This window comes from Acuticoccus kalidii (assembly GCF_021556395.1).
GTDB lineage: Bacteria > Pseudomonadota > Alphaproteobacteria > Rhizobiales > Amorphaceae > Acuticoccus > Acuticoccus kalidii.
This window is the reverse complement of record NZ_JAKGCS010000024.1, coordinates 255,991-276,551: the sequence shown is the minus strand read 5'-3', so window position 1 is coordinate 276,551 and position 20,561 is coordinate 255,991. Positions and strand designations below refer to the sequence as shown.

Genomic DNA, 20,561 nt, shown 5'->3' with positions numbered 1-20,561 from the left:
TCAGACGATCGGTGGTGAACGAGCCTTGTGACAGCGTCGCAAGGCTTCGCTGCGTCTGGTGAGAGATAGTCTCGCCTCGTCTGGCGAAAAGAGGGGTCCTCGTGGCGACGAATCCATTTCAGTTCATCCAGGAAGTCCGGACCGAAACCAAAAAGGTGGTCTGGCCGACGCGTCGGGAAACGCTGATCACCACCATCATGGTGTTCATCATGTGCGCGTTCGCATCGATCTTCTTCTTCCTGGTCGATCAGATCCTCGGTTACGGGGTCGGTTTGGTCCTCGGTTGAGGCGCCGTTTTCTGGCCGCTCACTCAGGACCATCAAGGCAAATAGCGAATGAAAAAGCGCTGGTACATCGTCCACGCCTACACGAACTTTGAGAACAAGGTCCGCGACGCCATCATCCAAGAGGCGGAATCGCGGGGCTTGACCGACATGTTCGAGCAGGTGCTGGTCCCGAAGGAGAAGGTGACCGAGGTGCGCCGCGGGCGTCGCGTCGACACCGAGCGCAATTATTTCCCTGGCTACGTGCTCGTGAAGTGCGCGCTGACGGATGAAGTGTTCCACCTGATCAAGAACACGCCGAAGGTCACCGGGTTCCTGGGTGCGACGCAGCGTCCCCAGCCGATCCCCGATCGTGAGGCGGAGCGGATCCTCCATCAGGTGACCGAGGGTGTCGAGCGGCCGCGGCCGACGATGTCCTTCGAGGTCGGCGAGCAGGTCCGCGTCTCGGACGGCCCGTTCGCCTCCTTCAACGGCTACGTCGAAGAGGTGGACGATGCGCGTGCCCGGGTGAAGGTCGCAGTGTCGATCTTCGGGCGCCCCACGAATGTGGAGCTCGAATACGCGCAGGTGGAGAAGGTTTAAGCGGTCCCGAGGGATCGCTTGGAGTTGCGGGAGGCGAGCCGGGCGGCCAACCCGGCAAGCCGATACCGCAGACGGGCATAGGGCCCGAGTTTGGCAGGGTCTTCGGACCCAGAGGAGTTGAGAATGGCAAAGAAGGTTGCCGGCTATATCAAGCTGCAGGTGCCGGCCGGCGTCGCGACCCCGTCGCCGCCGATCGGCCCGGCGCTCGGTCAGCGCGGTCTGAACATCGTGATGTTCACGAAAGAGTTCAACGCGAAGACGCAGGACATGGAAAAGGGCGCTCCGTGCCCGACCGTGATCACCTACTACACGGACAAGTCCTTCACGTTCGAGATCAAGACGCCCCCCGTGTCCTTCTTCCTGAAGAAGGCGACGGGCCTGAAGTCGGGCTCCAAGGCGCCCGGCAAGGAAGTCGCGGGTTCCGTGACGAAGGCGCAGGTCAAAGAGATCGCCGAGGCCAAGATGAAGGACCTCAATGCCGACACCGTCGAGCAGGCGATGAAGATGGTCGAGGGCTCGGCCCGCTCCATGGGTCTGGAGGTCACGGAATAATGACCAAGATCGCAAAGCGCATGAAGGCCGCGTATGAGGGCCTCGACCGCAACAAGTCCTACGGCCTCGAAGAGGCGGTGAAGCTGATCAAGTCGCGCGCGACGACGAAGTTCGACGAGAGCATCGAGATCGCGATCAATCTGGGCGTTGACCCCCGTCATGCCGACCAGATGGTTCGCGGCGTGTGCGTTCTGCCGAACGGCACCGGCAAGGACGTCAAGGTCGCCGTGTTCGCCCGTGGCGACAAGGCCGAAGAGGCGAAGGCCGCCGGCGCCGACATCGTCGGTGCGGAGGAGCTCGTCGCCGAGGTCCAGGCCGGCAACATCAATTTCGAGCGCTGCATCGCGACGCCCGACATGATGCCGCTGGTCGGTCGTCTCGGTAAGGTTCTCGGCCCGCGTGGTCTGATGCCGAACCCGAAGGTCGGCACCGTCACCCCCGACGTCGCGCAGGCCGTGCGTGACGCCAAAGGCGGCGCCGTCGAGTTCCGCGTCGAGAAGGCGGGCATCGTGCACGCCGGCGTCGGCAAGGTCTCGTTCGACGACCAGAAGCTCGTCGAGAATATCCGCGCCTTTTGGGATGCGGTGAGCCGTGCGAGGCCGGCCGGTGCCAAGGGCACCTACATGAAGAAGGCCGCCATGAGCTCGACGATGGGCCCGGGCGTGAAGCTCGACCTGTCGACGGTCGCGGCCGAAGCGTAACGATCGAGACGGCCGCCGGTCCTCGGGTCGGCGGCTCGTCTACGAATGGGAAAGCCGATGGCGTCACCCGATAAGCCCAACAACCGCATTCAGCGCATGGCGCTCGGTGCGGCCGTGGCCGTGGTGACGGTCCTGGTGATCCGTTTGGTGGAGACCTGGTTCGGTTGAGAAGGGTGCGGGTCGGCCTCGACGAGGGCGACGATCACCGGCCTTCCGACGGGTCGAAGAACCGCCTGGGCAAGGCGCGGGTCCGATCCCGCGACGCACAGAGTAAGACGCCGATCGATCCCGCGACAGTGGCCGCGGGCAGGTCCGGCGCCAGAGATAACACGGGCCACGGCCCGAACGAGTTTCGTGGGGCGATCATCCCCACATAAGGACTTTGCGGGGCTTCGGCCTTGCAAGGGTCGCTCCGGCCAACCTTTCGGGGGACGCCGGGGCAGCCTGTCCGAGACTGCAGGTGTGGTTCTAAAGGACCGCTTAATCGCCCTGCATAGACGGGGGTCGGAACGGGTTTCCGTTCGCCTTCGGGACGGGTTTTAGCCGTCCGGTTCGGTGCACCGCCGAGCCGGGCAAATCGAGCGGATGACGCCCTTTCGAGGACGATCATCCATTGTCTTGGAGAGAACGGTGGACAGAGCCGCAAAGCGCGAAATGGTGAGCTTCCTCGACGAGGTGTTCGCCAACTCCGGCTCCGTGGTCGTGACCCAGTATTCGGGTCTGACCGTCGCCGAGATGACCGAGCTGCGTCGCCAGATGAAACAGGCTGGGGCGAAGTTCAAGGTCATCAAGAACAGGCTCGCCAAGATTGCACTCGAGAATGTCGACAGAAGTGTGGTGGCGCCGCTCTTCACCGGTCCCGTGGGCATTGCCTACGCCGAGGACCCGGTGGCGGCTCCGAAGGTTCTGACTGAGTACATCAAGAAGAACGAGAAGCTCATCATCATCGGCGGCCTCCTCGGCGAGGCAGCGATGGATTCGAAGGGTGTCGAGGCGCTCGCCAAGATGCCTTCGATCGAAGAGCTTCGCTCCAAACTTCTGGGCTGCATGCTGCAGCCGGGGACCAATCTGGCACGCGTGCTCAACGCGCCGGGCAACAAGTTTGCCTCGCAGCTTAACGCGCCTGCGCAGAACCTCATCGGCGTCCTTGCGGCGCAACGGGCGAAACTGGAAGCGGCGGCTTAACGGCCACTCGAACCGACAACCTGAAAGAGAAGTAGAAACATGGCCAATCTCGATAGCCTGTACGAAGAGCTGTCCAAGCTCACGGTCCTCGAAGTGTCCGAGCTCGTGAAGAAGCTCGAAGACGGTTGGGGCGTCTCCGCCGCGGCGGCTGCGCCGGCGATGGCGATGGCGATGCCGGGTGCCGCCGCTGGTGGCGACGCGGCTGCGCCGGCCGAGGAGAAGACGGAGTTCGACGTCGTCCTCGAGAGCGCGGGCGACAAGAAGATCAACGTCATTAAGGAAGTCCGCGGCATCACGGGTCTCGGCCTGAAGGAAGCCAAGGACCTCGTCGAAGGCGCACCGAAGACCGTCAAGGAAGCGGCGTCGAAGGACGAAGCTGAGAAGATCAAGAAGCAGCTGGAAGAAGCCGGCGCGAAGGTCGCCCTTAAGTAAGGGTGCCATGCCGGGCCGCTTTTCTGGCCCGCCCGGTGGCGTACGCGCCACCATCCAACGATCTGCCGGCGCTCTCTGGGGGAGCGCCGGCCTTTCGCGTCGTTAGGGGCGGCGGCGCGACGACGGCGCGGAGAAGCCGCGCAGAAGGGGCAAAAAGCACGATATGACGCAAGCGTTCAGCGGTCGTAAGCAGGTCCGGAAATTTTTCGGCTCGATCCGTGAAGTCACGGAGATGCCGAACCTGATCGAGGTGCAGAAGGCATCCTATGATCAGTTTTTGTTGGTCGACAAGCCCGAAGGCGGGCGGGGCGACGAGGGCATGGAAGGCGTCTTCCGCTCCGTCTTCCCGATCTCCGACTTCGCGGGCACCGCGATGCTCGAATTCGTGGATTATGAGTTCGAAGCGCCGAAGTTCGACGTGGACGAATGCCGCCAGCGCGACATCACCTTCGCCGCGCCGCTCAAGGTGAAGCTGCGTCTCGTCGTCTTCGACGTCGACGAGGACACCGGCGCCAAGAGCCCGAAGGAGTTCAAGGAGCAGGACGTCTACATGGGCGACATGCCGCTCATGACCGAAAACGGGACGTTCATCATCAACGGCACCGAGCGCGTGATCGTCTCGCAGATGCACCGTTCTCCCGGTGTGTTCTTCGATCACGACAAGGGTAAGACGCACTCGTCCGGTAAGCTCCTCTTCGCCGGCCGCATCATCCCCTATCGCGGCTCCTGGCTCGACATCGAGTTCGACGCCAAGGACATCGTGCACGCCCGTATCGACCGGCGCCGTAAGATCCCCGTCACGTCCCTCATGATGGCGCTCGGCTTCTCGCCGGAAGAAATTCTGCACACCTTCTACGAGCGTGTCGCGTACATCCGCGACGGCGACGGATGGCGCATGCCGTTCGACGGCGATCGCATGAAGGGTCTCAAGGCCCACACCGATCTCATCGACGCCGACACCGGCGAGCTCGTGATCGAGGAAGGCCGCAAGATCACGGCGCGCACCGTGCGCCAGCTCACCGAGAAGGGCGTGAAGGCCCTCCGCGTCACCGATGACGAGCTTTATGGCCGTTATCTCGGCGACGACATCGTCAATTATGAGACGGGTGAGATTTTCGCCGAAGCCGGCGAGGAGCTTGACGAGAAGCGCCTCAACGCGCTGCTCGAGACGGGTCTTCAGGAAGTCACCATTCTCGACATCGACCATGTCACGAAGGGTGCGTACATCCGCAACACGCTCTCCGCGGACAAGAACGAGACGCGCGAGCAGGCCCTCTTCGACATCTATCGCGTGATGCGCCCGGGCGAGCCGCCCACCATCGAGACCGCCGAGGCGATGTTCGAGTCGCTCTTCTTCGATCCGGAGCGTTACGACCTGTCCGCCGTCGGCCGCGTGAAGATGAACATGCGCCTCGACCTCGATGCCCCCGACACGCAGCGGACGCTGCGCAAGGAGGACATCATGGCGGTCATCAAGACGCTGATCGACCTGCGCGACGGCAAGGGCGAGATCGACGACATCGACAATCTCGGCAACCGCCGTGTGCGCTCGGTCGGCGAGCTCATGGAGAACCAGTATCGTCTGGGCCTCCTGCGCATGGAGCGCGCCATCAAGGAGCGCATGTCGTCCGTCGAGATCGAGACGGTGATGCCGCAGGACCTCATCAACGCGAAGCCGGCAGCGGCCGCGGTGCGTGAGTTCTTCGGCTCCTCGCAGCTCTCGCAGTTCATGGACCAGACGAACCCGCTGTCCGAGGTGACGCACAAGCGTCGTCTCTCGGCGCTCGGCCCGGGTGGTCTCACCCGCGAGCGCGCCGGCTTCGAGGTGCGCGACGTCCATCCGACCCACTATGGTCGTATCTGCCCGATCGAGACGCCGGAAGGCCCGAACATCGGTCTGATCAACTCGCTCGCGACCTTCGCGCGCGTCAACAAATACGGCTTCATCGAAGCGCCTTATCGCAAGGTGGTCGAGGGCCGCGTTTCGGACGACGTCGTCTATCTGTCGGCGATGGAGGAATCCAAGCACGCGGTCGCGCAGGCGAACGCCGAGCTTCTGGAGGACGGCCGCTTCGCCGAGGAGCTGACCATCGCTCGTCACCAGGGTGACGTGTCGATGATGCCCTCCGAGCGCGTCGACCTCATGGACGTGTCGCCGAAGCAGCTCGTGTCGGTCGCGGCCGCGCTCGTCCCGTTCCTCGAGAACGACGACGCGAACCGCGCGCTGATGGGCGCGAACATGCAGCGTCAGGCCGTGCCTCTGGTGCGCGCCGAGGCGCCGTTCGTCGGCACCGGCATGGAAGCGACCGTGGCACGTGACTCGGGCGCCGCGATCGCAGCGCGCCGCACCGGCGTCGTCGACCAGGTCGACGCGACGCGTATCGTCATCCGCGCGACGGAAGATCTCGATCCGGCGAAGTCGGGCGTCGACATCTACCAGCTGATGAAGTTCCAGCGGTCGAACCAGAACACGACCGTCAACCAGCGGCCTTTGGTGTCGGTGGGTGACATCGTGTCGAAGGGCGAGATCATCGCGGACGGTCCCTCGACCGAACTCGGCGACCTCGCGCTCGGCCGGAACGTGCTCGTCGCGTTCATGCCCTGGAACGGCTACAACTTCGAGGACTCGATCCTCCTGTCCGAGCGTATCGTTCGGGACGACGTCTTCACCTCGATCCACATCGAGGAATTCGAAGTCGCCGCCCGCGACACCAAGCTCGGCCCGGAAGAGATCACGCGCGACATTCCGAACGTGTCGGAAGAGGCGCTCCGCAACCTCGACGAGGCGGGCATCGCCTATATCGGCGCGGAAGTGCAGGCGGGGGACATCCTCGTCGGCAAGATCACGCCGAAGGGCGAGAGCCCGATGACGCCGGAAGAGAAGCTTCTGCGCGCCATCTTCGGCGAGAAGGCGTCGGATGTGCGCGACACGTCGCTTCGCGTGCCGCCGGGCGTGACGGGCACCATCGTCGAGGTGCGCGTCTTCAACCGCCACGGCATCGAAAAGGACGAGCGCGCCCAGGCGATCGAGCGCGAGGAGATCGAGCGTCTCGCCAAGGACCGCGACGACGAGCAGGCGATCCTCGACCGGAACGTCTATGCCCGTCTGCGCGAGCTCCTCACCGGCCAGACCGCGGTGTCCGGCCCCAAGGGCTTTGCGAAGGACTCGGAGATCACCAAAGAGGTGCTCGACGATACGCCGCGCAGCCAGTGGTGGATGTTCGCGCTGACCGACGAGCAGCTCCAGGCCGATATCGAGGCCATGCGCGTGCAGTACGACGAGGCCCGCAAGCGCTTCGAAGAGCGCTTCATGGACAAGGTCGAGAAGCTGCAGCGCGGTGACGAGCTGCCGCCGGGCGTCATGAAGATGGTCAAGGTCTTCGTGGCGGTGAAGCGCAAGATCCAGCCGGGCGACAAGATGGCCGGCCGTCACGGCAACAAGGGTGTCGTGTCGAAGATCGTGCCGATCGAGGACATGCCGTTCCTCGAGGACGGGACGCACGTCGACATCGTTCTGAACCCGCTGGGCGTGCCGTCGCGCATGAATGTCGGGCAGATCCTCGAGACCCACCTCGGCTGGGCGTGCGCTGGTCTCGGCAAGCGCATCGGTGAGCTGGTCCGTCTCGCGAAAGAGAGCGGCGACACCGGCGAGCTGAGAACGACGATGCTCGACATCTATGACGGCGGCACGTCGGAGCCGATCGCCGAGTATGACGACGAATCGGTGTTGGCGCTCGGCACGCAGCTCACGAAGGGCGTTCCGATCGCGACCCCGGTGTTCGACGGCGCGCGTGAGCCGGACATCGTGGAGCTCCTCAAGAAGGCGGGGCTGCACGAAAGCGGTCAGTCGACCCTGTTCGACGGGCGCACCGGCGAGCAGTTCGATCGTCCGGTCACGGTCGGCTACATCTACATGCTGAAGCTGCACCACCTGGTCGACGACAAGATCCACGCCCGTTCGATCGGTCCGTACTCGCTCGTCACCCAGCAGCCGCTGGGCGGTAAGGCGCAGTTCGGTGGCCAGCGCTTCGGTGAGATGGAGGTCTGGGCGCTCGAAGCCTACGGCGCCGCCTACACCTTGCAGGAGATGCTGACCGTGAAGTCGGACGACGTCGCGGGCCGCACCAAGGTCTACGAGTCGATCGTGCGCGGCGACGACACCTTCGAGGCGGGTATCCCGGAGAGCTTCAACGTTCTCGTGAAGGAAATTCGTTCGCTGGGTCTCAATGTCGAACTCACCGACGTCGAGAAGGACATGGTGATCAACAACGACATCGACGCGCGCAAGCTCTACGCCGCCGAATAAGACGCCGTGAGGGGCGGGCGCACCGGCGCCCGTCCTGGCTGCGCGCCCCGCAGCAAGCCTGATCTGCCGGTTCGATCGTGCCGAGCCGGCCCATTTTTCCGCCGCGCGCCCGCGCCCCACGGGACAGCGTGGCATTTAAAGGAGAGCCGCCTTGAACCAGGAAGTGATGAACCTGTTCAACACGCAGGCGCCCACGCAGACGTTCGACCGGATCAGGATCTCCATCGCGAGCCCTGAGAAGATCCGCTCGTGGTCGTTCGGTGAAATCAAAAAGCCGGAGACGATCAACTACCGCACGTTCAAGCCGGAGCGGGACGGGCTCTTCTGCGCCCGCATCTTCGGCCCGATCAAGGATTATGAGTGCTTGTGCGGCAAGTACAAGCGCATGAAGTTCAAGGGCGTCATCTGCGAGAAGTGCGGCGTCGAGGTGACGCTGTCGCGCGTTCGTCGCGAGCGGATGGGCCATATCGAGCTCGCCGCTCCGGTTGCGCACATCTGGTTCCTGAAGTCGCTGCCCTCGCGCATCGGCCTGCTTCTCGACATGACGCTGAAGGATCTCGAGCGCGTCCTCTATTTCGAGTCCTATATCGTCACCGAGCCCGGCATGGTGCCGTCGATCAAGAAGGGCCAGCTCCTGTCGGAGGACGAGTATCTCGACCTTCAGGACGAGTATGGCGAGAGCTTCACGGCGATGATCGGCGCCGAGGCGATCCGCGAGCTTCTCCTCCAGCTCGACCTCGAGCGGGAGCGGGAGACGCTGCGCAAGGAGATCGCCGAATCGACCTCCGAGCTGAAGCCGAAAAAGCTCGCCAAGCGTCTCAAGATCGTCGACGGGTTCCTCGAATCCGGCAACCGGCCCGAGTGGATGGTGATGACGGTGATTCCGGTGATTCCGCCGGATCTGCGTCCGCTCGTCCCGCTCGATGGTGGCCGCTTCGCGACGTCGGACCTCAACGACCTTTATCGCCGCGTCATCAACCGTAACAACCGCCTGAAGCGGCTCATCGAGCTGCGTGCGCCGGACATCATCATCCGCAACGAGAAGCGGATGCTGCAGGAGTCCGTCGACGCGCTGTTCGACAATGGCCGTCGCGGCCGCGTCATCACGGGTGCCAACAAGCGCCCGCTGAAGTCGCTCAGCGACATGCTGAAGGGCAAGCAGGGCCGCTTCCGCCAGAACCTTCTCGGCAAGCGCGTCGACTATTCGGGCCGTTCGGTGATCGTGGTGGGTCCGGAGCTGAAGCTCCACCAGTGCGGTCTGCCGAAGAAGATGGCGCTCGAGCTGTTCAAGCCGTTCATCTACTCGCGCCTCGACGCGAAGGGCTATTCGTCCACGGTGAAGCAGGCGAAGAAGCTCGTCGAAAAGGAAAAGCCCGAGGTCTGGGACATCCTCGACGAGGTGATCCGCGAGCACCCGGTTCTCTTGAACCGCGCGCCGACGCTTCACCGTCTGGGCATCCAGGCGTTCGAGCCCAAGCTCATCGAAGGCAAGGCGATCCAGCTTCATCCGCTGGTCTGCACGGCCTTCAACGCCGACTTCGACGGCGACCAGATGGCCGTGCACGTTCCGCTGTCGCTCGAAGCGCAGCTCGAAGCGCGCGTCCTGATGATGTCGACGAACAACATCCTGCACCCCGCGAACGGTCAGCCGATCATCGTGCCGTCGCAGGACATCGTTCTCGGCCTCTATTATCTGTCGATCATGTCGGAGAAAGAGCCGGGCGAGGGGATGACCTTCGGCTCCATGGCCGAGCTGCAGCACGCGCTCGACGCCAAGGTGGTCACCGTCCACTCGAAGGTGAAGGTCCGCTACAAGACCGTCGACGAGGACGGCAATCCGATCACCCAGATCCACGAGACCACCCCCGGTCGCGCGCTGATCGGTGATCTTCTGCCGCGTTCGCCGAAGGTGCCGTTCGACATCTGCAACCAGCTGATGACGAAGAAGAACATCTCCAAGATGATCGATGCGGTGTACCGCAACACCGGTCAGAAGGAGACGGTGATCTTCTGCGACCGCGTGATGAGCCTCGGCTTCACCAACGCGTTCAAGGCCGGCATCTCGTTCGGCAAGGACGACATGGTCATCCCGGAAGAGAAGTACAAAGTCGTCGAAGAGACGGCCGAGCTCGCGAAGGAATACGAGCAGCAGTACAACGAAGGCCTCATCACCCAGGGCGAGAAGTACAACAAGGTCATCGACGCTTGGGCGAAGTGCACCGACCGTGTCGCCGCCGCCATGATGGAGAAAATCTCCGCCGTGGAGACCGACCCGGAGACGGGGCGGACCAAGCAGATGAACTCCGTCTACATGATGAGCCACTCGGGTGCGCGTGGTTCGCCCACCCAGATGCGTCAGCTCGCGGCCATGCGTGGCCTGATGGCGAAGCCGTCGGGCGAGATCATCGAGACGCCGATCACCTCGAACTTTAAAGAGGGTCTGACGGTTCTCGAGTACTTCAACTCGACCCACGGCGCCCGTAAGGGCCTCGCGGACACGGCGCTCAAGACGGCGAACTCGGGTTATCTCACCCGCCGTCTCGTCGACGTGGCGCAGGATTCGATCATCAACGAGACCGATTGCGGCTCGCAGCGCGGCCTCACCATGGAGCCGATCGTCGACGCCGGTCAGGTGATCGCGACACTCGGCTCTCGTGTGCTCGGCCGCACCGCGGCGGAGGACGTGAACAACCCGCTGACCGGCGAGCTGATCGCCGAGAAGGGCAAACTTCTCGACGAGAAGGACGTCGACGCGATCGAGGCGGCGAAGATCCAGTCGCTGAAGATCCGGTCGGTGCTTACCTGCGAGACCCGCAACGGCGTGTGCGCGGCCTGTTATGGGCGCGACCTCGCCCGCGGTACGCCCGTCAACATGGGCGAGGCGGTCGGCGTCATCGCGGCGCAGTCGATCGGCGAGCCGGGCACGCAGCTCACGATGCGCACCTTCCACGTCGGCGGCACGGCGCAGGTGGTCGACAGCTCGTTCATCGAGTCGTCCTTCGAGGGCACCATCCAGGTCAAGAACCGCAACCTGGTTCGCGACTCGGAAGGCAACCTGATGGTCATGGGCCGCAACGTTCAGGTCGCGGTGATCGACACCGACGGCACCGAGCGGGCGACCTACAAGCTGACCTACGGCGCCAAGCTCCATGTCGACGAAGACGACGTGATCAAGCGCGGGCAGCGCATCGCGGAATGGGATCCGTACACCCGCCCGATCCTCACCGAGGTCGAGGGCACGGTGGACTTCGAGGATCTCGTCGACGGTATCTCGGTGTCGGAAGCGGCCGACGAGGCGACGGGTATCACCAAGCGCGTCGTCACCGACTGGCGGACCCACACGCGCGGCTCCGCCTTGCGGCCGGCCGTGATCATCAAGGGCCCGGACGGCAACGTTTTGAAGCTGCCGCGTGGCGGTGACGCGCGTTACCTCCTGTCGGTCGACACGGTGCTGTCCGTCGACACCGGCAACATGGTCCATGCCGGTGACGTGCTGGCGCGTATTCCGCTGGAAAGCGCGAAGACGCGTGACATCACGGGTGGTCTGCCGCGCGTCGCCGAGCTCTTCGAGGCGCGTCGTCCGAAGGACAATGCGATCATCGCGGAGATGGACGGCACGGTCCGCTTCGGCAAGGACTTCAAGAACAAGCGCCGGATCATCATCGAGCCGTCGGCCGATTCGGGGCTCGAGCCGATCGAGTACATGGTGCCGAAGGGCAAGCACATTCACTTGCAGGACGGCGACCCGATCGAGAAGGGCGACTACATCCTGGACGGCAACCCGGCGCCGCACGACATCCTCGCGATTCACGGCGTGGAGGCGCTCGCCGCCTACCTCGTCAACGAGATCCAGGGCGTCTACCGGCTCCAGGGCGTCGGCATCAACGACAAGCACATCGAGGTGATCGTTCGCCAGATGCTGCAGAAGGTCGAGATCCAGGATCCGGGCGATTCCGACCTCCTCGTCAACGAGCAGGTCGACCGTCTGGAGCTCGACGAGCTGAACGACGAACTCGTCGCCGACGGCAAGAAGCCGGCGTCGGGTCAGCCGGTCCTGCTCGGCATCACCAAGGCGTCGCTGCAGACGCGTTCGTTCATCTCCGCCGCCTCCTTCCAGGAGACGACGCGGGTGCTGACCGAAGCGGCGGTGTCCGGCAAGGCCGACCAGCTCGAGGGGCTGAAGGAGAACGTCATCGTCGGCCGCCTCATCCCGGCCGGCACCGGCGGCATGATCAACCGCATCCGCGAGGTTGCGGCCAAGCGCGACGACCTCATCGAAGAGGCCGAGCGTCAGGCGCAGCACGCGAACGAAGGTGCGGCGATGATCGCCGACATGCGCGACGCGAGCCCGTTCCCGGGCGAGTGACCGCGGGTCCGCTCGCGGACCTCTACGGACAAAGAAACGGCCGCCTTCGGGCGGCCGTTTTCGTTTCTGGGTATCGAGTGGAACGATGGGCGGAGCGTCGCCGGGCGGCGAGGGGCCGGCTCCGTCATGGTGTGTGCCGAGGACGCAGCTCGGCGGGATCGGGCAGTGAGCCGCTTTCCGGCCTATCCGAGGGGGTCGGGCGACCGCCTACGGCATCCCCCCTGAGGCCGTTGCCACCGCGCGGCGCGATCCGGACCGCGCCGCACCCCGGACCGTGCAGCGGCGCTACGTGGGAGCGTCGCGCCGCCGATCAGCCGTCGGCGGCTTGACGAGGCGTTGGTGACGCCCGGCCTAGCGGTTCTTCTCCGGTGACTCGCTCTCAAGGTCCGGGACGAGGGCTTTGAGGAAGGCCGGAAGCTCGACCCGTTCCTCAGCGTCCGCCTCAGGCGCCGTGTCGGATGCGGGCTCGGCGGCCTCGGCCTCGTCGGGCAAGGGCGCCGCCTGCAAGGGCGCCGTGGTCTGATAGGGCTGATAGGTCGCTTCCGCCGGCGCGTCCAAATACGTCGCGAATTCCCGCATCGTGCCGCGCCACCAGTCGAACGTGTCGTCGAGATTGCGCGGCGTGACGCCATAGGCGAGGTTCACGTCATACTGAAGCGCGACGTCCCCGCCGCCGTGTCGATAGGCGACGCTGAAGCGATAGCTGCGATTCCACTGGTTCAGCGTGTCGAGATCGGCATCCGACGGATAGAGCGCTCGCAGCTGGATCGAGCGGCAGGCGGCGTTGTCGGTACAGCCATAGAAATAGATGAGATAGACAGTGCCATCCATCCGGCCGCGGATGAGCGGATCGCCGTATTCGTCGGTCTCGATAAAGGCCGAGCCGTAGCCGCGGGCGACATGGGCGACGGCCTCGGGATCGTGTGCGTCGATGAGATCCTCCGCCGCCGCGCCGGTGGCGGCGACCGCGGCGAGGGCCGTCAAAGCGGCGCGTGCGGCGCGGGAGGACGCGGTCCGTGGGAACCATCCCGTCATAGATTGATCTCCCTCATAAGGGTGGGGGCGCCGACCGTCGGGGCGTAGCCGAATCGGTCGAAATCGGCTGCGAATCGCTCCGCTACACGGCGTTCGAGTGCCGGCGTATAGTACGCCTTCAGCTTGTCGCCGGCATCGGTGCGGTGCCGGTCCTCGGTGCGCAGAAAATCATGCGGCGCGACGCCGATACGCTCGAGAATCGCGCGAAAATCCGCGTCGAACGATTCGGCCCGGCCGATCGCGTGATAGCGGACATCTTCGATCATCGTCTCGACCGTTTGAAGGCGCCAATGAAGGTCCATTTCGCCGGCCGTCTGCGCACAGACGACGTCGACGAAGGTTGCGAAGTCAATCGCCGTGTCGATGGCGTCTTCGTCGTGCCCGAGATGGCGAAGGATGTTCTTCTTCTGCGGCTTGTTGCCGGCGATCTTGTCGAGATAAGCCGACAAAAGCCGACTGAACGGATCGCGCACGAAGCAGAAGCGAAAGAAGTCGGGCGCGGTGAAGACGTCGACCGCCGCGAACGTCTCCGGCGACAAGAGCGGCGAGAGCGCGCGACGGTGCACCCGCTCCGGATCCGCATACCGGTGCCCCGGACGGTCGGTCTCGATGCTGTGAAGCGTCTGCTTCACGGTGGAACACGCGACCTTCGGCGTCTCCACATAGACGTATCGGAATCGTGACGAAATGTTCGTCTTATAATTCAGACGAAATTTTCCGTACTTTTTCGCATAATATCCGTAATTGGTGACATAATCACCATCACCGGCCGCTCGAGATACCATCGGCGCTTCGCCTTTATCGTCGATCGTCTGCCGACGAGAGGTGACGCACCCGAGGCGGCCGGGTCAAGCCTCCGGCATCATCTCGGCGAGAATCGTGCCGGCATTCTCATAGACGACGCTCTTTCCGGCGCGGGCCCGGCGGTCCTGCATGTGGAGATGGGTGAGCATCACGCGGTCGCGCAGGACGGGCAGGTCATACGGATCGAGACCGTTCCACGGCAAAAACGGGTTGCGCCGCAGGACCCCGTAGAGCGAGGTGCGGACGGTCCGGTGCGGGCTCGGGCAGCGGCGGTGGAAGCCATAGGTGTCGGCGACCACCAGCGTGTTGCCGGGCACGGGGCAGGGGCGCACCTCGCCATAACCGAGAGCCTTCAGCTGATCCTCCGGCAGGCGGAAAGAGCCGGCGGCATGGTGGCGGTCGGCGTTGCTCGTCGCGCGGATGGCCTGCTGATGCTCCCATTCGAGCCGCTCCGGCGTCAGGCGGTGCGAGCCGGGCGCATAGGCGAAGGGGCCATCTTCCTCGCGCACGTCATGTAAGAAGAGCCAGAGCTTGGCCGTCGGATGGAAGGTGTCGGCGTGGAGATCGGCCTGCGGGTCCGCCGCACCGGAAGGCGGATCGACGGCGATCGTCTGAAGCATGCCGACGATGTGGCCGGTCCGCCCGGCGGTGTAGCCGACGAGATTGCGAATATCGGGGCTGGCGAGATAGCGGGAGAGCGCCGCCATCGCCGAACCGTCGGATCGGGCGGGCAGGGGCATCACGCGGTTGACCGCCTGCCCCTGTCGCATCTGCCATGCGGGACGCGGGATGCTCGCCACCTCCTCGCGCACGCGCTTCAAGAGGTCGTCCGGCAAGGCGTTGTGGCGGACGACGAATCCGTCGCGATCGACCGATTCGCGCTCGGCGGGATCGATTCGCGAGGCGAGCGTTTTGCGGCGCCGCTCCGACATGGCATAGGCCCACGCGACGCGCCGCCTGTGGAGACCGCGCATGTTGAGCGTGGCGGAACCGATGACGGGATTTTTGCGAAATGATTTTTCAGCCGTAAAAATCGCAGGGGCCGCGAGAGGAATACGGAAAAGATCGACCGGGTTCATGGCAATTGAACGCGCTGATTGTGAATACTATCTGTTCCTATACCGCCGTCGTCGACCGGGCAATCGGAGCGTCTTTCCCCCGCCGGGGCACCACAACTCCCGATCTAGAGGCTTGACGCTGAACCAGCGACCCTCTATGTGACCCCAACCGAATGACAGGCTGTCGGTTGCGGCTTCAGTGGCGCACGCGAAACGCTGTCCGGTACTCCGTTTTGAGTTCGGCCCGACTATTTATTCCGGGCCGCTCACGTTCGCGCTGGCGCGGCTTCTACAGTGAAGGCCGTGACGGCGCGCTTGTCCGTATGGGTTTGAAACCCGGAATATAAGGCCCAGAAGGGCCGCGAGTGCGGTTTTGGCCGCGTTTGGGAAGGTGTAATGCCGACGATCAACCAGCTGATCCGCAAGCCGCGCGTCGCCCCGGTGAAGCGCAACAAGGTTCCGGCCATGGAGGCGAACCCGCAGAAGCGGGGCGTCTGCACGCGCGTCTATACGACGACGCCGAAGAAGCCGAACTCGGCTCTGCGTAAGGTTGCCAAGGTTCGCCTCACCAATGGGTTCGAGGTGATTGGCTATATTCCGGGTGAGGGTCATAACCTTCAGGAGCACTCCGTGGTGATGATCCGCGGCGGCCGCGTGAAGGACCTTCCGGGCGTGCGCTATCACATTCTGCGCGGCGTGCTCGACACGCAGGGTGTGAAGAACCGCAAGCAGCGCCGCTCGAAGTACGGCGCCAAGCGGCCGAAATGATGCGCGCCGGCCTTCCCATCACGGTGATCGCCGCTTTCGCGCTTTCGATGAGCGCGGCGGCCGCCCAGACGGGCGCCGGCGCTGCCGCCGACGAGGGGGATGCCGGACTTCCCTCGCTCCCGAAAGGGTGTCTCGCCATCGCCGTCGATCAGGCGAACGGTGGCGAAGGGAACGGCAAAGGCGAGACGCTGGCGGAGGCCGAGGCGGACGCCATCGCCCTTTGCAAGCAGAGCGGCGGCGTGAATTGCACGATCGAAACGAGCTCGTGCAATCCCGACGGCTGACGGTCGCGGTTAGGCGAAGAATTGATCGAAGTGTGGTGGGGAGCGGGTCGCGCGGGGGCCCTGACCTCGGTGAGGAATTGAAGACGAATGTCACGACGTCACAGCGCTGAGAAGCGGGAAGTTCTGCCGGATCCGAAATTCGGCGATGTCATCCTGTCGAAGTTCATGAATGCGATCATGTACGACGGCAAGAAGTCGGCCGCCGAGAAGATCGTCTACGGCGCGCTCGATATCTGCCAGACCAAGTCGCGCACGGATCCTGTGCAGATGTTCCACGACGCGCTGTCGAACGTCTCGCCGCAGGTCGAGGTTCGCTCTCGCCGTGTCGGTGGCGCGACCTACCAGGTCCCGGTCGAGGTTCGTCCGGAGCGCCGCCAGGCTCTCGCGATCCGCTGGCTCATCGCCGCGGCCCGCAAGCGCAACGAAAAGACCATGGTCGACCGTCTGTCGGGTGAGCTGATGGACGCCGCCAACAACCGCGGCACCGCGGTGAAAAAGCGCGAAGACACGCACAAGATGGCGGAAGCCAACCGTGCGTTCTCGCATTACCGCTGGTAAGCCGAAGCACGAACGCCCGAGAGCATCATGTCCCGCACGCACAAAATCGAAGACTATCGCAACTTCGGCATCATGGCGCACATCGATGCCGGGAAGACGACGACGACCGAGCGCATCCTGTTCTACACGGGCCGCAGCCATAAGATCGGCGAAGTCCATGACGGCGCCGCCACGATGGACTGGATGGAGCAGGAGCAAGAGCGGGGCATCACGATTACCTCCGCCGCGACGACCTGCTTCTGGCAGGACAAGCGGCTGAACATCATCGACACGCCGGGCCACGTCGACTTCACGATTGAGGTCGAGCGTTCGCTGCGCGTGCTCGACGGCGCGATCGCGCTCCTCGACGCCAATGCCGGCGTTGAGCCCCAGACCGAGACCGTGTGGCGCCAGGCGGACAAGTATTCCGTGCCGCGCATGATCTTCGTCAACAAGATGGACAAGACCGGCGCGGACTTCTTCCGCTGCGTGACGATGATCAAGGAGCGCCTCGGCGCGAACCCGATCATCCTTCAGCTTCCGATCGGCGCCGAGACCGACTTCAAGGGCGTCGTCGACCTCGTGAAGATGCAGGCGATCATCTGGCACGACGAGTCGCTCGGTGCGAAGTTCGACTATGTCGACATCCCGGCCGACCTTCAGGACCAGGCGCAGGAATATCGTGAACAGCTCGTCGAGGCCGCCGTCGAGCTCGACGAGACAGCGATGGAAGCCTATCTCGAAGGCAACGAGCCGGACGAAGCCACGCTGAAGGCCTTGATCCGCAAAGGCACGATCGACAACACCTTCACGCCGATCCTCACCGGCTCCGCGTTCAAGAACAAGGGCGTTCAGCCGTTGCTCGACGCCGTCGTCGACTATCTGCCGTCCCCGATCGACGTCGAATCGATCCGCGGCATCGACGCGAAGACCGAAGAGCCCGTGAAGCGCCGTTCGTCGGACGAAGCGCCGCTCGCCATGCTCGCCTTCAAGGTGATGAACGACCCGTTCGTCGGGACGCTCACCTTCTGCCGTATCTATTCCGGTGTGCTCGAGCAGGGCGCCACGGTGATGAACACGGTGAAGGAGAAGCGCGAGCGCGTCGGCCGTATGCTGCAGATGCACTCGAACTCGCGCGAAGAGATCAAGATCGCCTATGCGGGCGACATCGTGGCGCTGGCTGGTCTCAAGGAGACCACCACGGGCGACACGTTGTGTGACCCGTCGTCGCCGGTGATCCTGGAGCGCATGGAGTTCCCGGATCCGGTCATCGACATCGCGATCGAGCCGAAGACGAAGTCGGACCAGGAGAAGATGGGCCTCGCGCTCAACCGTCTCGCGGCCGAAGACCCGTCTTTCCGCGTGAAGTCCGACCCCGAATCGGGCCAGACGATCATTTCCGGTATGGGTGAGCTTCACCTCGACATTCTGGTCGACCGCATGAAGCGGGAGTTCAAGGTCGAGGCGAACATCGGTCAGCCGCAGGTCGCCTATCGCGAGACGATCACGCAGCAGGCCGAGATCGACTACACCCACAAGAAGCAGTCGGGTGGTTCGGGCCAGTTCGCGCGTATCAAGCTCGTGATCGAGCCGAACGAGATCGGGTCGGGCTTCGAGTTCGCCTCCGAGATCGTCGGTGGCTCGGTGCCGAAGGAATACATCCCGGGCGTCGAGAAGGGCATCCAGTCGGTTCTGACGTCGGGTCCGATCGCGGGCTTCCCGATGGTGGATATCAAGGCCCGTTTGATCGATGGTGCCTACCACGATGTTGACTCCTCGGTCCTGGCGTTTGAAATCGCTGCTCGCGCGGCGTTCCGCGAAGGTTGCCAAAAGGCGAAGCCGAAGCTTCTCGAGCCGATCATGAAGGTCGAGGTCGTGACGCCTGACGAATTCGCCGGCACCGTCATGGGTGACATCAACTCTCGTCGTGGTCAGATCCAGGGCACGGAGACCCGCGGTGTCGCGAGCGTCGTCAACGCGTTCGTGCCGCTGGCCAACATGTTCGGCTACGTGTCGAACCTGCGGTCCATGACCCAGGGTCGCGCGCAGTACACGATGCAGTTCGACCACTACGAGCAAGTGCCGCAGGCGGTCGCCGAAGAAGTTCAGGCGAAGTACGCCTGATCCGACTGCCGCCCCAACGAGACCAGGGGCGGTGGCAAAGCAACCCGCCGCCCCGGGTTTTGGGGGCGGTGCCAACTTGACCAATCTAGCGTCAGCGCCGGACCCAAGAGGATAGTGGAGAATCGCCAATGGCGAAGGAGAAGTTTAACCGCAGTAAGCCGCACCTGAACATCGGGACCATCGGTCACGTTGACCATGGTAAGACGTCGCTAACGGCGGCGATCACGAAGGTGTTGGCAGAAACCGGTGGCGCGACGTTCAAGGCCTACGATCAGATCGACGCAGCGCCGGAAGAAAAGGCTCGTGGCATCACCATCTCCACCGCGCACGTGGAGTACGAGACCGAGAACCGCCACTACGCGCACGTCGACTGCCCGGGGCACGCCGACTACGTGAAGAACATGATCACGGGTGCCGCCCAGATGGACGGCGCGATCCTGGTCGTGTCGGCGGCGGACGGCCCCATGCCGCAGACCCGCGAGCACATCCTGCTCGCCCGTCAGGTCGGCGTTCCGGCGATCGTGGTCTTCCTGAACAAGGTCGACCAGGTCGATGACCCGGAACTGCTCGAGCTCGTCGAGCTCGAGGTGCGTGAGCTCTTGAACTCTTACGAGTTCCCGGGCGACGACATTCCGATCGTGAAGGGCTCCGCCCTCGCGGCGCTGGAAGACTCCAATAAGGAGATCGGCCACGACGCGGTGCTCGAGCTCATGAAGGAAGTCGACGCGTACATTCCGGAGCCGGAGCGTCCCGTCGACGGCGCGTTCCTGATGCCGATCGAAGACGTGTTCTCGATCTCCGGTCGTGGTACGGTTGTGACCGGTCGTGTCGAGCGCGGCATCGTGAAGGTGGGTGAGGAAGTCGAGATCGTCGGCATCCGCGACACCACGAAGACGACCGTTACGGGCGTCGAGATGTTCCGCAAGCTGCTCGATCAGGGCCAGGCTGGCGACAATATCGGCGCGCTGCTGCGCGGCGTTGGTCGCGACGACGTGGAGCGCGGGCAGGTTCTCTGCAAGCCGGGTTCCGTGACGCCGCACACGAAGTTCAAGGCGTCGGCCTACATCCTCACCAAGGAAGAGGGTGGCCGCCACACGCCGTTCTTCACGAACTATCGTCCGCAGTTCTATTTCCGGACGACGGACGTGACGGGCGTGGTGACGCTTCCGGAAGGCACCGAGATGGTGATGCCGGGCGACAACGTGGAGATCAACGTCGAGCTGATCCAGCCGATCGCGATGGAAGAGCAGCTCCGCTTCGCGATCCGCGAAGGTGGCCGCACCGTCGGCGCCGGCGTCGTCGCGACGATCGTCGAGTAATTCGGCGACCAAATTCGGAGGCGCGGTTTCGGCCGCGCCTCTGCACGTCCCGGGCGTCATCTTTTTGACATCCGAGGGCAGAAAATGCTGGCAATTGGCGCGATGGTTGATTACGTTTCGCGCCGCCCCTTAAGGAAGGGGTGTCAGCCATTGAGTCGTGTTTTCAGGGTCTGTCGATTTCCGATTGAGGAAATCGGGCAGGCGAAGTCGTCCGTTGCGGCGGG

Annotated in this window: 16 protein-coding genes; 13 read left to right on the top strand and 3 right to left on the bottom strand. The window is 63.9% G+C overall.

The features are described from left to right. The first annotated feature begins 101 nt into the window (after positions 1-101). The 8 genes from secE (at position 102) to rpoC (ending at position 12,408) form a co-directional block, all read left to right on the top strand. Entirely contained in the window at positions 102-287 is a 186-nt protein-coding gene (gene secE / locus L1787_RS14805) for a preprotein translocase subunit SecE (RefSeq protein WP_235709604.1), read from the top strand. Between the two features lie 48 nt (positions 288-335). Further along, positions 336-866 (top strand): transcription termination/antitermination protein NusG, encoded by a 531-nt coding sequence (nusG, locus tag L1787_RS14800; protein ID WP_235709603.1) that lies wholly within the window; start codon positions 336-338, stop codon positions 864-866. A 123-nt stretch (positions 867-989) separates the two neighbouring features. Then, positions 990-1,418: a 50S ribosomal protein L11 gene (rplK, locus tag L1787_RS14795; RefSeq protein ID WP_235709602.1), complete on the top strand. Its 429-nt coding sequence runs from the start codon at positions 990-992 to the stop codon at positions 1,416-1,418. Continuing rightward, on the top strand, positions 1,418-2,119 hold the full coding sequence (gene rplA, locus L1787_RS14790; protein ID WP_235709601.1) for a 50S ribosomal protein L1: 702 nt from the start codon (positions 1,418-1,420) through the stop codon (positions 2,117-2,119). The genes rplK and rplA overlap by 1 nt, the downstream gene beginning before the upstream one ends. Positions 2,120-2,749: 630 nt before the next feature. Beyond that, a complete protein-coding gene (gene rplJ / locus L1787_RS14785; RefSeq protein ID WP_235709600.1) occupies positions 2,750-3,304 on the top strand; it encodes a 50S ribosomal protein L10 in 555 nt (184 codons plus the stop codon). 39 nt (positions 3,305-3,343) lie between these two features. Next, positions 3,344-3,736 carry a 50S ribosomal protein L7/L12 gene (gene rplL / locus L1787_RS14780; protein ID WP_235709599.1) on the top strand — a complete coding sequence of 131 codons (393 nt, stop codon included), beginning with the start codon at positions 3,344-3,346 and terminating at the stop codon, positions 3,734-3,736. A 163-nt stretch (positions 3,737-3,899) separates the two neighbouring features. Next, positions 3,900-8,042, top strand: coding sequence for a DNA-directed RNA polymerase subunit beta (rpoB, locus tag L1787_RS14775; protein WP_235709598.1), 4,143 nt, complete (start codon positions 3,900-3,902; stop codon positions 8,040-8,042). A gap of 151 nt (positions 8,043-8,193) precedes the next feature. Next, complete coding sequence (gene rpoC, locus L1787_RS14770) at positions 8,194-12,408, top strand: DNA-directed RNA polymerase subunit beta' (protein ID WP_235709597.1); 4,215 nt, start codon at positions 8,194-8,196, stop codon at positions 12,406-12,408. A 351-nt stretch (positions 12,409-12,759) separates the two neighbouring features. Here rpoC and L1787_RS14765 read toward each other — a convergent pair whose 3' ends face one another. From L1787_RS14765 to L1787_RS14755, 3 genes are all read right to left on the bottom strand, one after another. After that, positions 12,760-13,443, bottom strand: coding sequence for a YbjN domain-containing protein (locus L1787_RS14765; protein ID WP_235709596.1), 684 nt, complete (start codon positions 13,441-13,443; stop codon positions 12,760-12,762). Beyond that, positions 13,440-14,228, bottom strand: coding sequence for a sulfotransferase family 2 domain-containing protein (locus L1787_RS14760; protein ID WP_255720528.1), 789 nt, complete (start codon positions 14,226-14,228; stop codon positions 13,440-13,442). The genes L1787_RS14765 and L1787_RS14760 overlap by 4 nt, the downstream gene beginning before the upstream one ends. 63 nt (positions 14,229-14,291) lie before the next feature. Next, positions 14,292-15,179: a phytanoyl-CoA dioxygenase family protein gene (locus tag L1787_RS14755; protein WP_235709594.1), complete on the bottom strand. Its 888-nt coding sequence runs from the start codon at positions 15,177-15,179 to the stop codon at positions 14,292-14,294. Positions 15,180-15,701: 522 nt separating this feature from the next. Here L1787_RS14755 and rpsL point away from each other — a divergent pair. From rpsL to tuf, 5 genes are all read left to right on the top strand, one after another. Beyond that, positions 15,702-16,073 (top strand): 30S ribosomal protein S12, encoded by a 372-nt coding sequence (gene rpsL, locus L1787_RS14750; RefSeq protein WP_235709593.1) that lies wholly within the window; start codon positions 15,702-15,704, stop codon positions 16,071-16,073. After that, positions 16,070-16,357, top strand: a complete 288-nt coding sequence (locus L1787_RS14745; RefSeq protein ID WP_235709592.1) for a DUF4189 domain-containing protein — start codon at positions 16,070-16,072, stop codon at positions 16,355-16,357. Before rpsL ends, L1787_RS14745 begins: the two co-directional genes overlap by 4 nt. 87 nt (positions 16,358-16,444) lie before the next feature. After that, positions 16,445-16,915, top strand: a complete 471-nt coding sequence (rpsG, locus tag L1787_RS14740; RefSeq protein WP_235709591.1) for a 30S ribosomal protein S7 — start codon at positions 16,445-16,447, stop codon at positions 16,913-16,915. Between the two features lie 27 nt (positions 16,916-16,942). Next, a complete protein-coding gene (gene fusA, locus L1787_RS14735) occupies positions 16,943-19,018 on the top strand; it encodes an elongation factor G (protein ID WP_235709590.1) in 2,076 nt (691 codons plus the stop codon). A 128-nt stretch (positions 19,019-19,146) separates the two neighbouring features. Beyond that, complete coding sequence (tuf, locus tag L1787_RS14730) at positions 19,147-20,337, top strand: elongation factor Tu (protein WP_235709589.1); 1,191 nt, start codon at positions 19,147-19,149, stop codon at positions 20,335-20,337. The last annotated feature ends 224 nt before the right edge of the window (positions 20,338-20,561 follow it).

Coding starts and splice junctions, on each gene's coding strand:
- fusA (WP_235709590.1), top strand. CDS start 16,943: ATGTCCCGCACGCACAAAATCGAAGACTATCGCAACTTCGGCATCATG.
- rpsG (WP_235709591.1), top strand. CDS start 16,445: ATGTCACGACGTCACAGCGCTGAGAAGCGGGAAGTTCTGCCGGATCCG.
- tuf (WP_235709589.1), top strand. CDS start 19,147: ATGGCGAAGGAGAAGTTTAACCGCAGTAAGCCGCACCTGAACATCGGG.
- rpoB (WP_235709598.1), top strand. CDS start 3,900: ATGACGCAAGCGTTCAGCGGTCGTAAGCAGGTCCGGAAATTTTTCGGC.
- rplK (WP_235709602.1), top strand. CDS start 990: ATGGCAAAGAAGGTTGCCGGCTATATCAAGCTGCAGGTGCCGGCCGGC.
- L1787_RS14760 (WP_255720528.1), bottom strand. CDS start 14,228: ATGGTATCTCGAGCGGCCGGTGATGGTGATTATGTCACCAATTACGGA.
- nusG (WP_235709603.1), top strand. CDS start 336: ATGAAAAAGCGCTGGTACATCGTCCACGCCTACACGAACTTTGAGAAC.
- L1787_RS14745 (WP_235709592.1), top strand. CDS start 16,070: ATGATGCGCGCCGGCCTTCCCATCACGGTGATCGCCGCTTTCGCGCTT.
- rpsL (WP_235709593.1), top strand. CDS start 15,702: ATGCCGACGATCAACCAGCTGATCCGCAAGCCGCGCGTCGCCCCGGTG.
- L1787_RS14755 (WP_235709594.1), bottom strand. CDS start 15,179: ATGTCGGAGCGGCGCCGCAAAACGCTCGCCTCGCGAATCGATCCCGCC.
- L1787_RS14765 (WP_235709596.1), bottom strand. CDS start 13,443: ATGACGGGATGGTTCCCACGGACCGCGTCCTCCCGCGCCGCACGCGCC.
- rplL (WP_235709599.1), top strand. CDS start 3,344: ATGGCCAATCTCGATAGCCTGTACGAAGAGCTGTCCAAGCTCACGGTC.
- rplA (WP_235709601.1), top strand. CDS start 1,418: ATGACCAAGATCGCAAAGCGCATGAAGGCCGCGTATGAGGGCCTCGAC.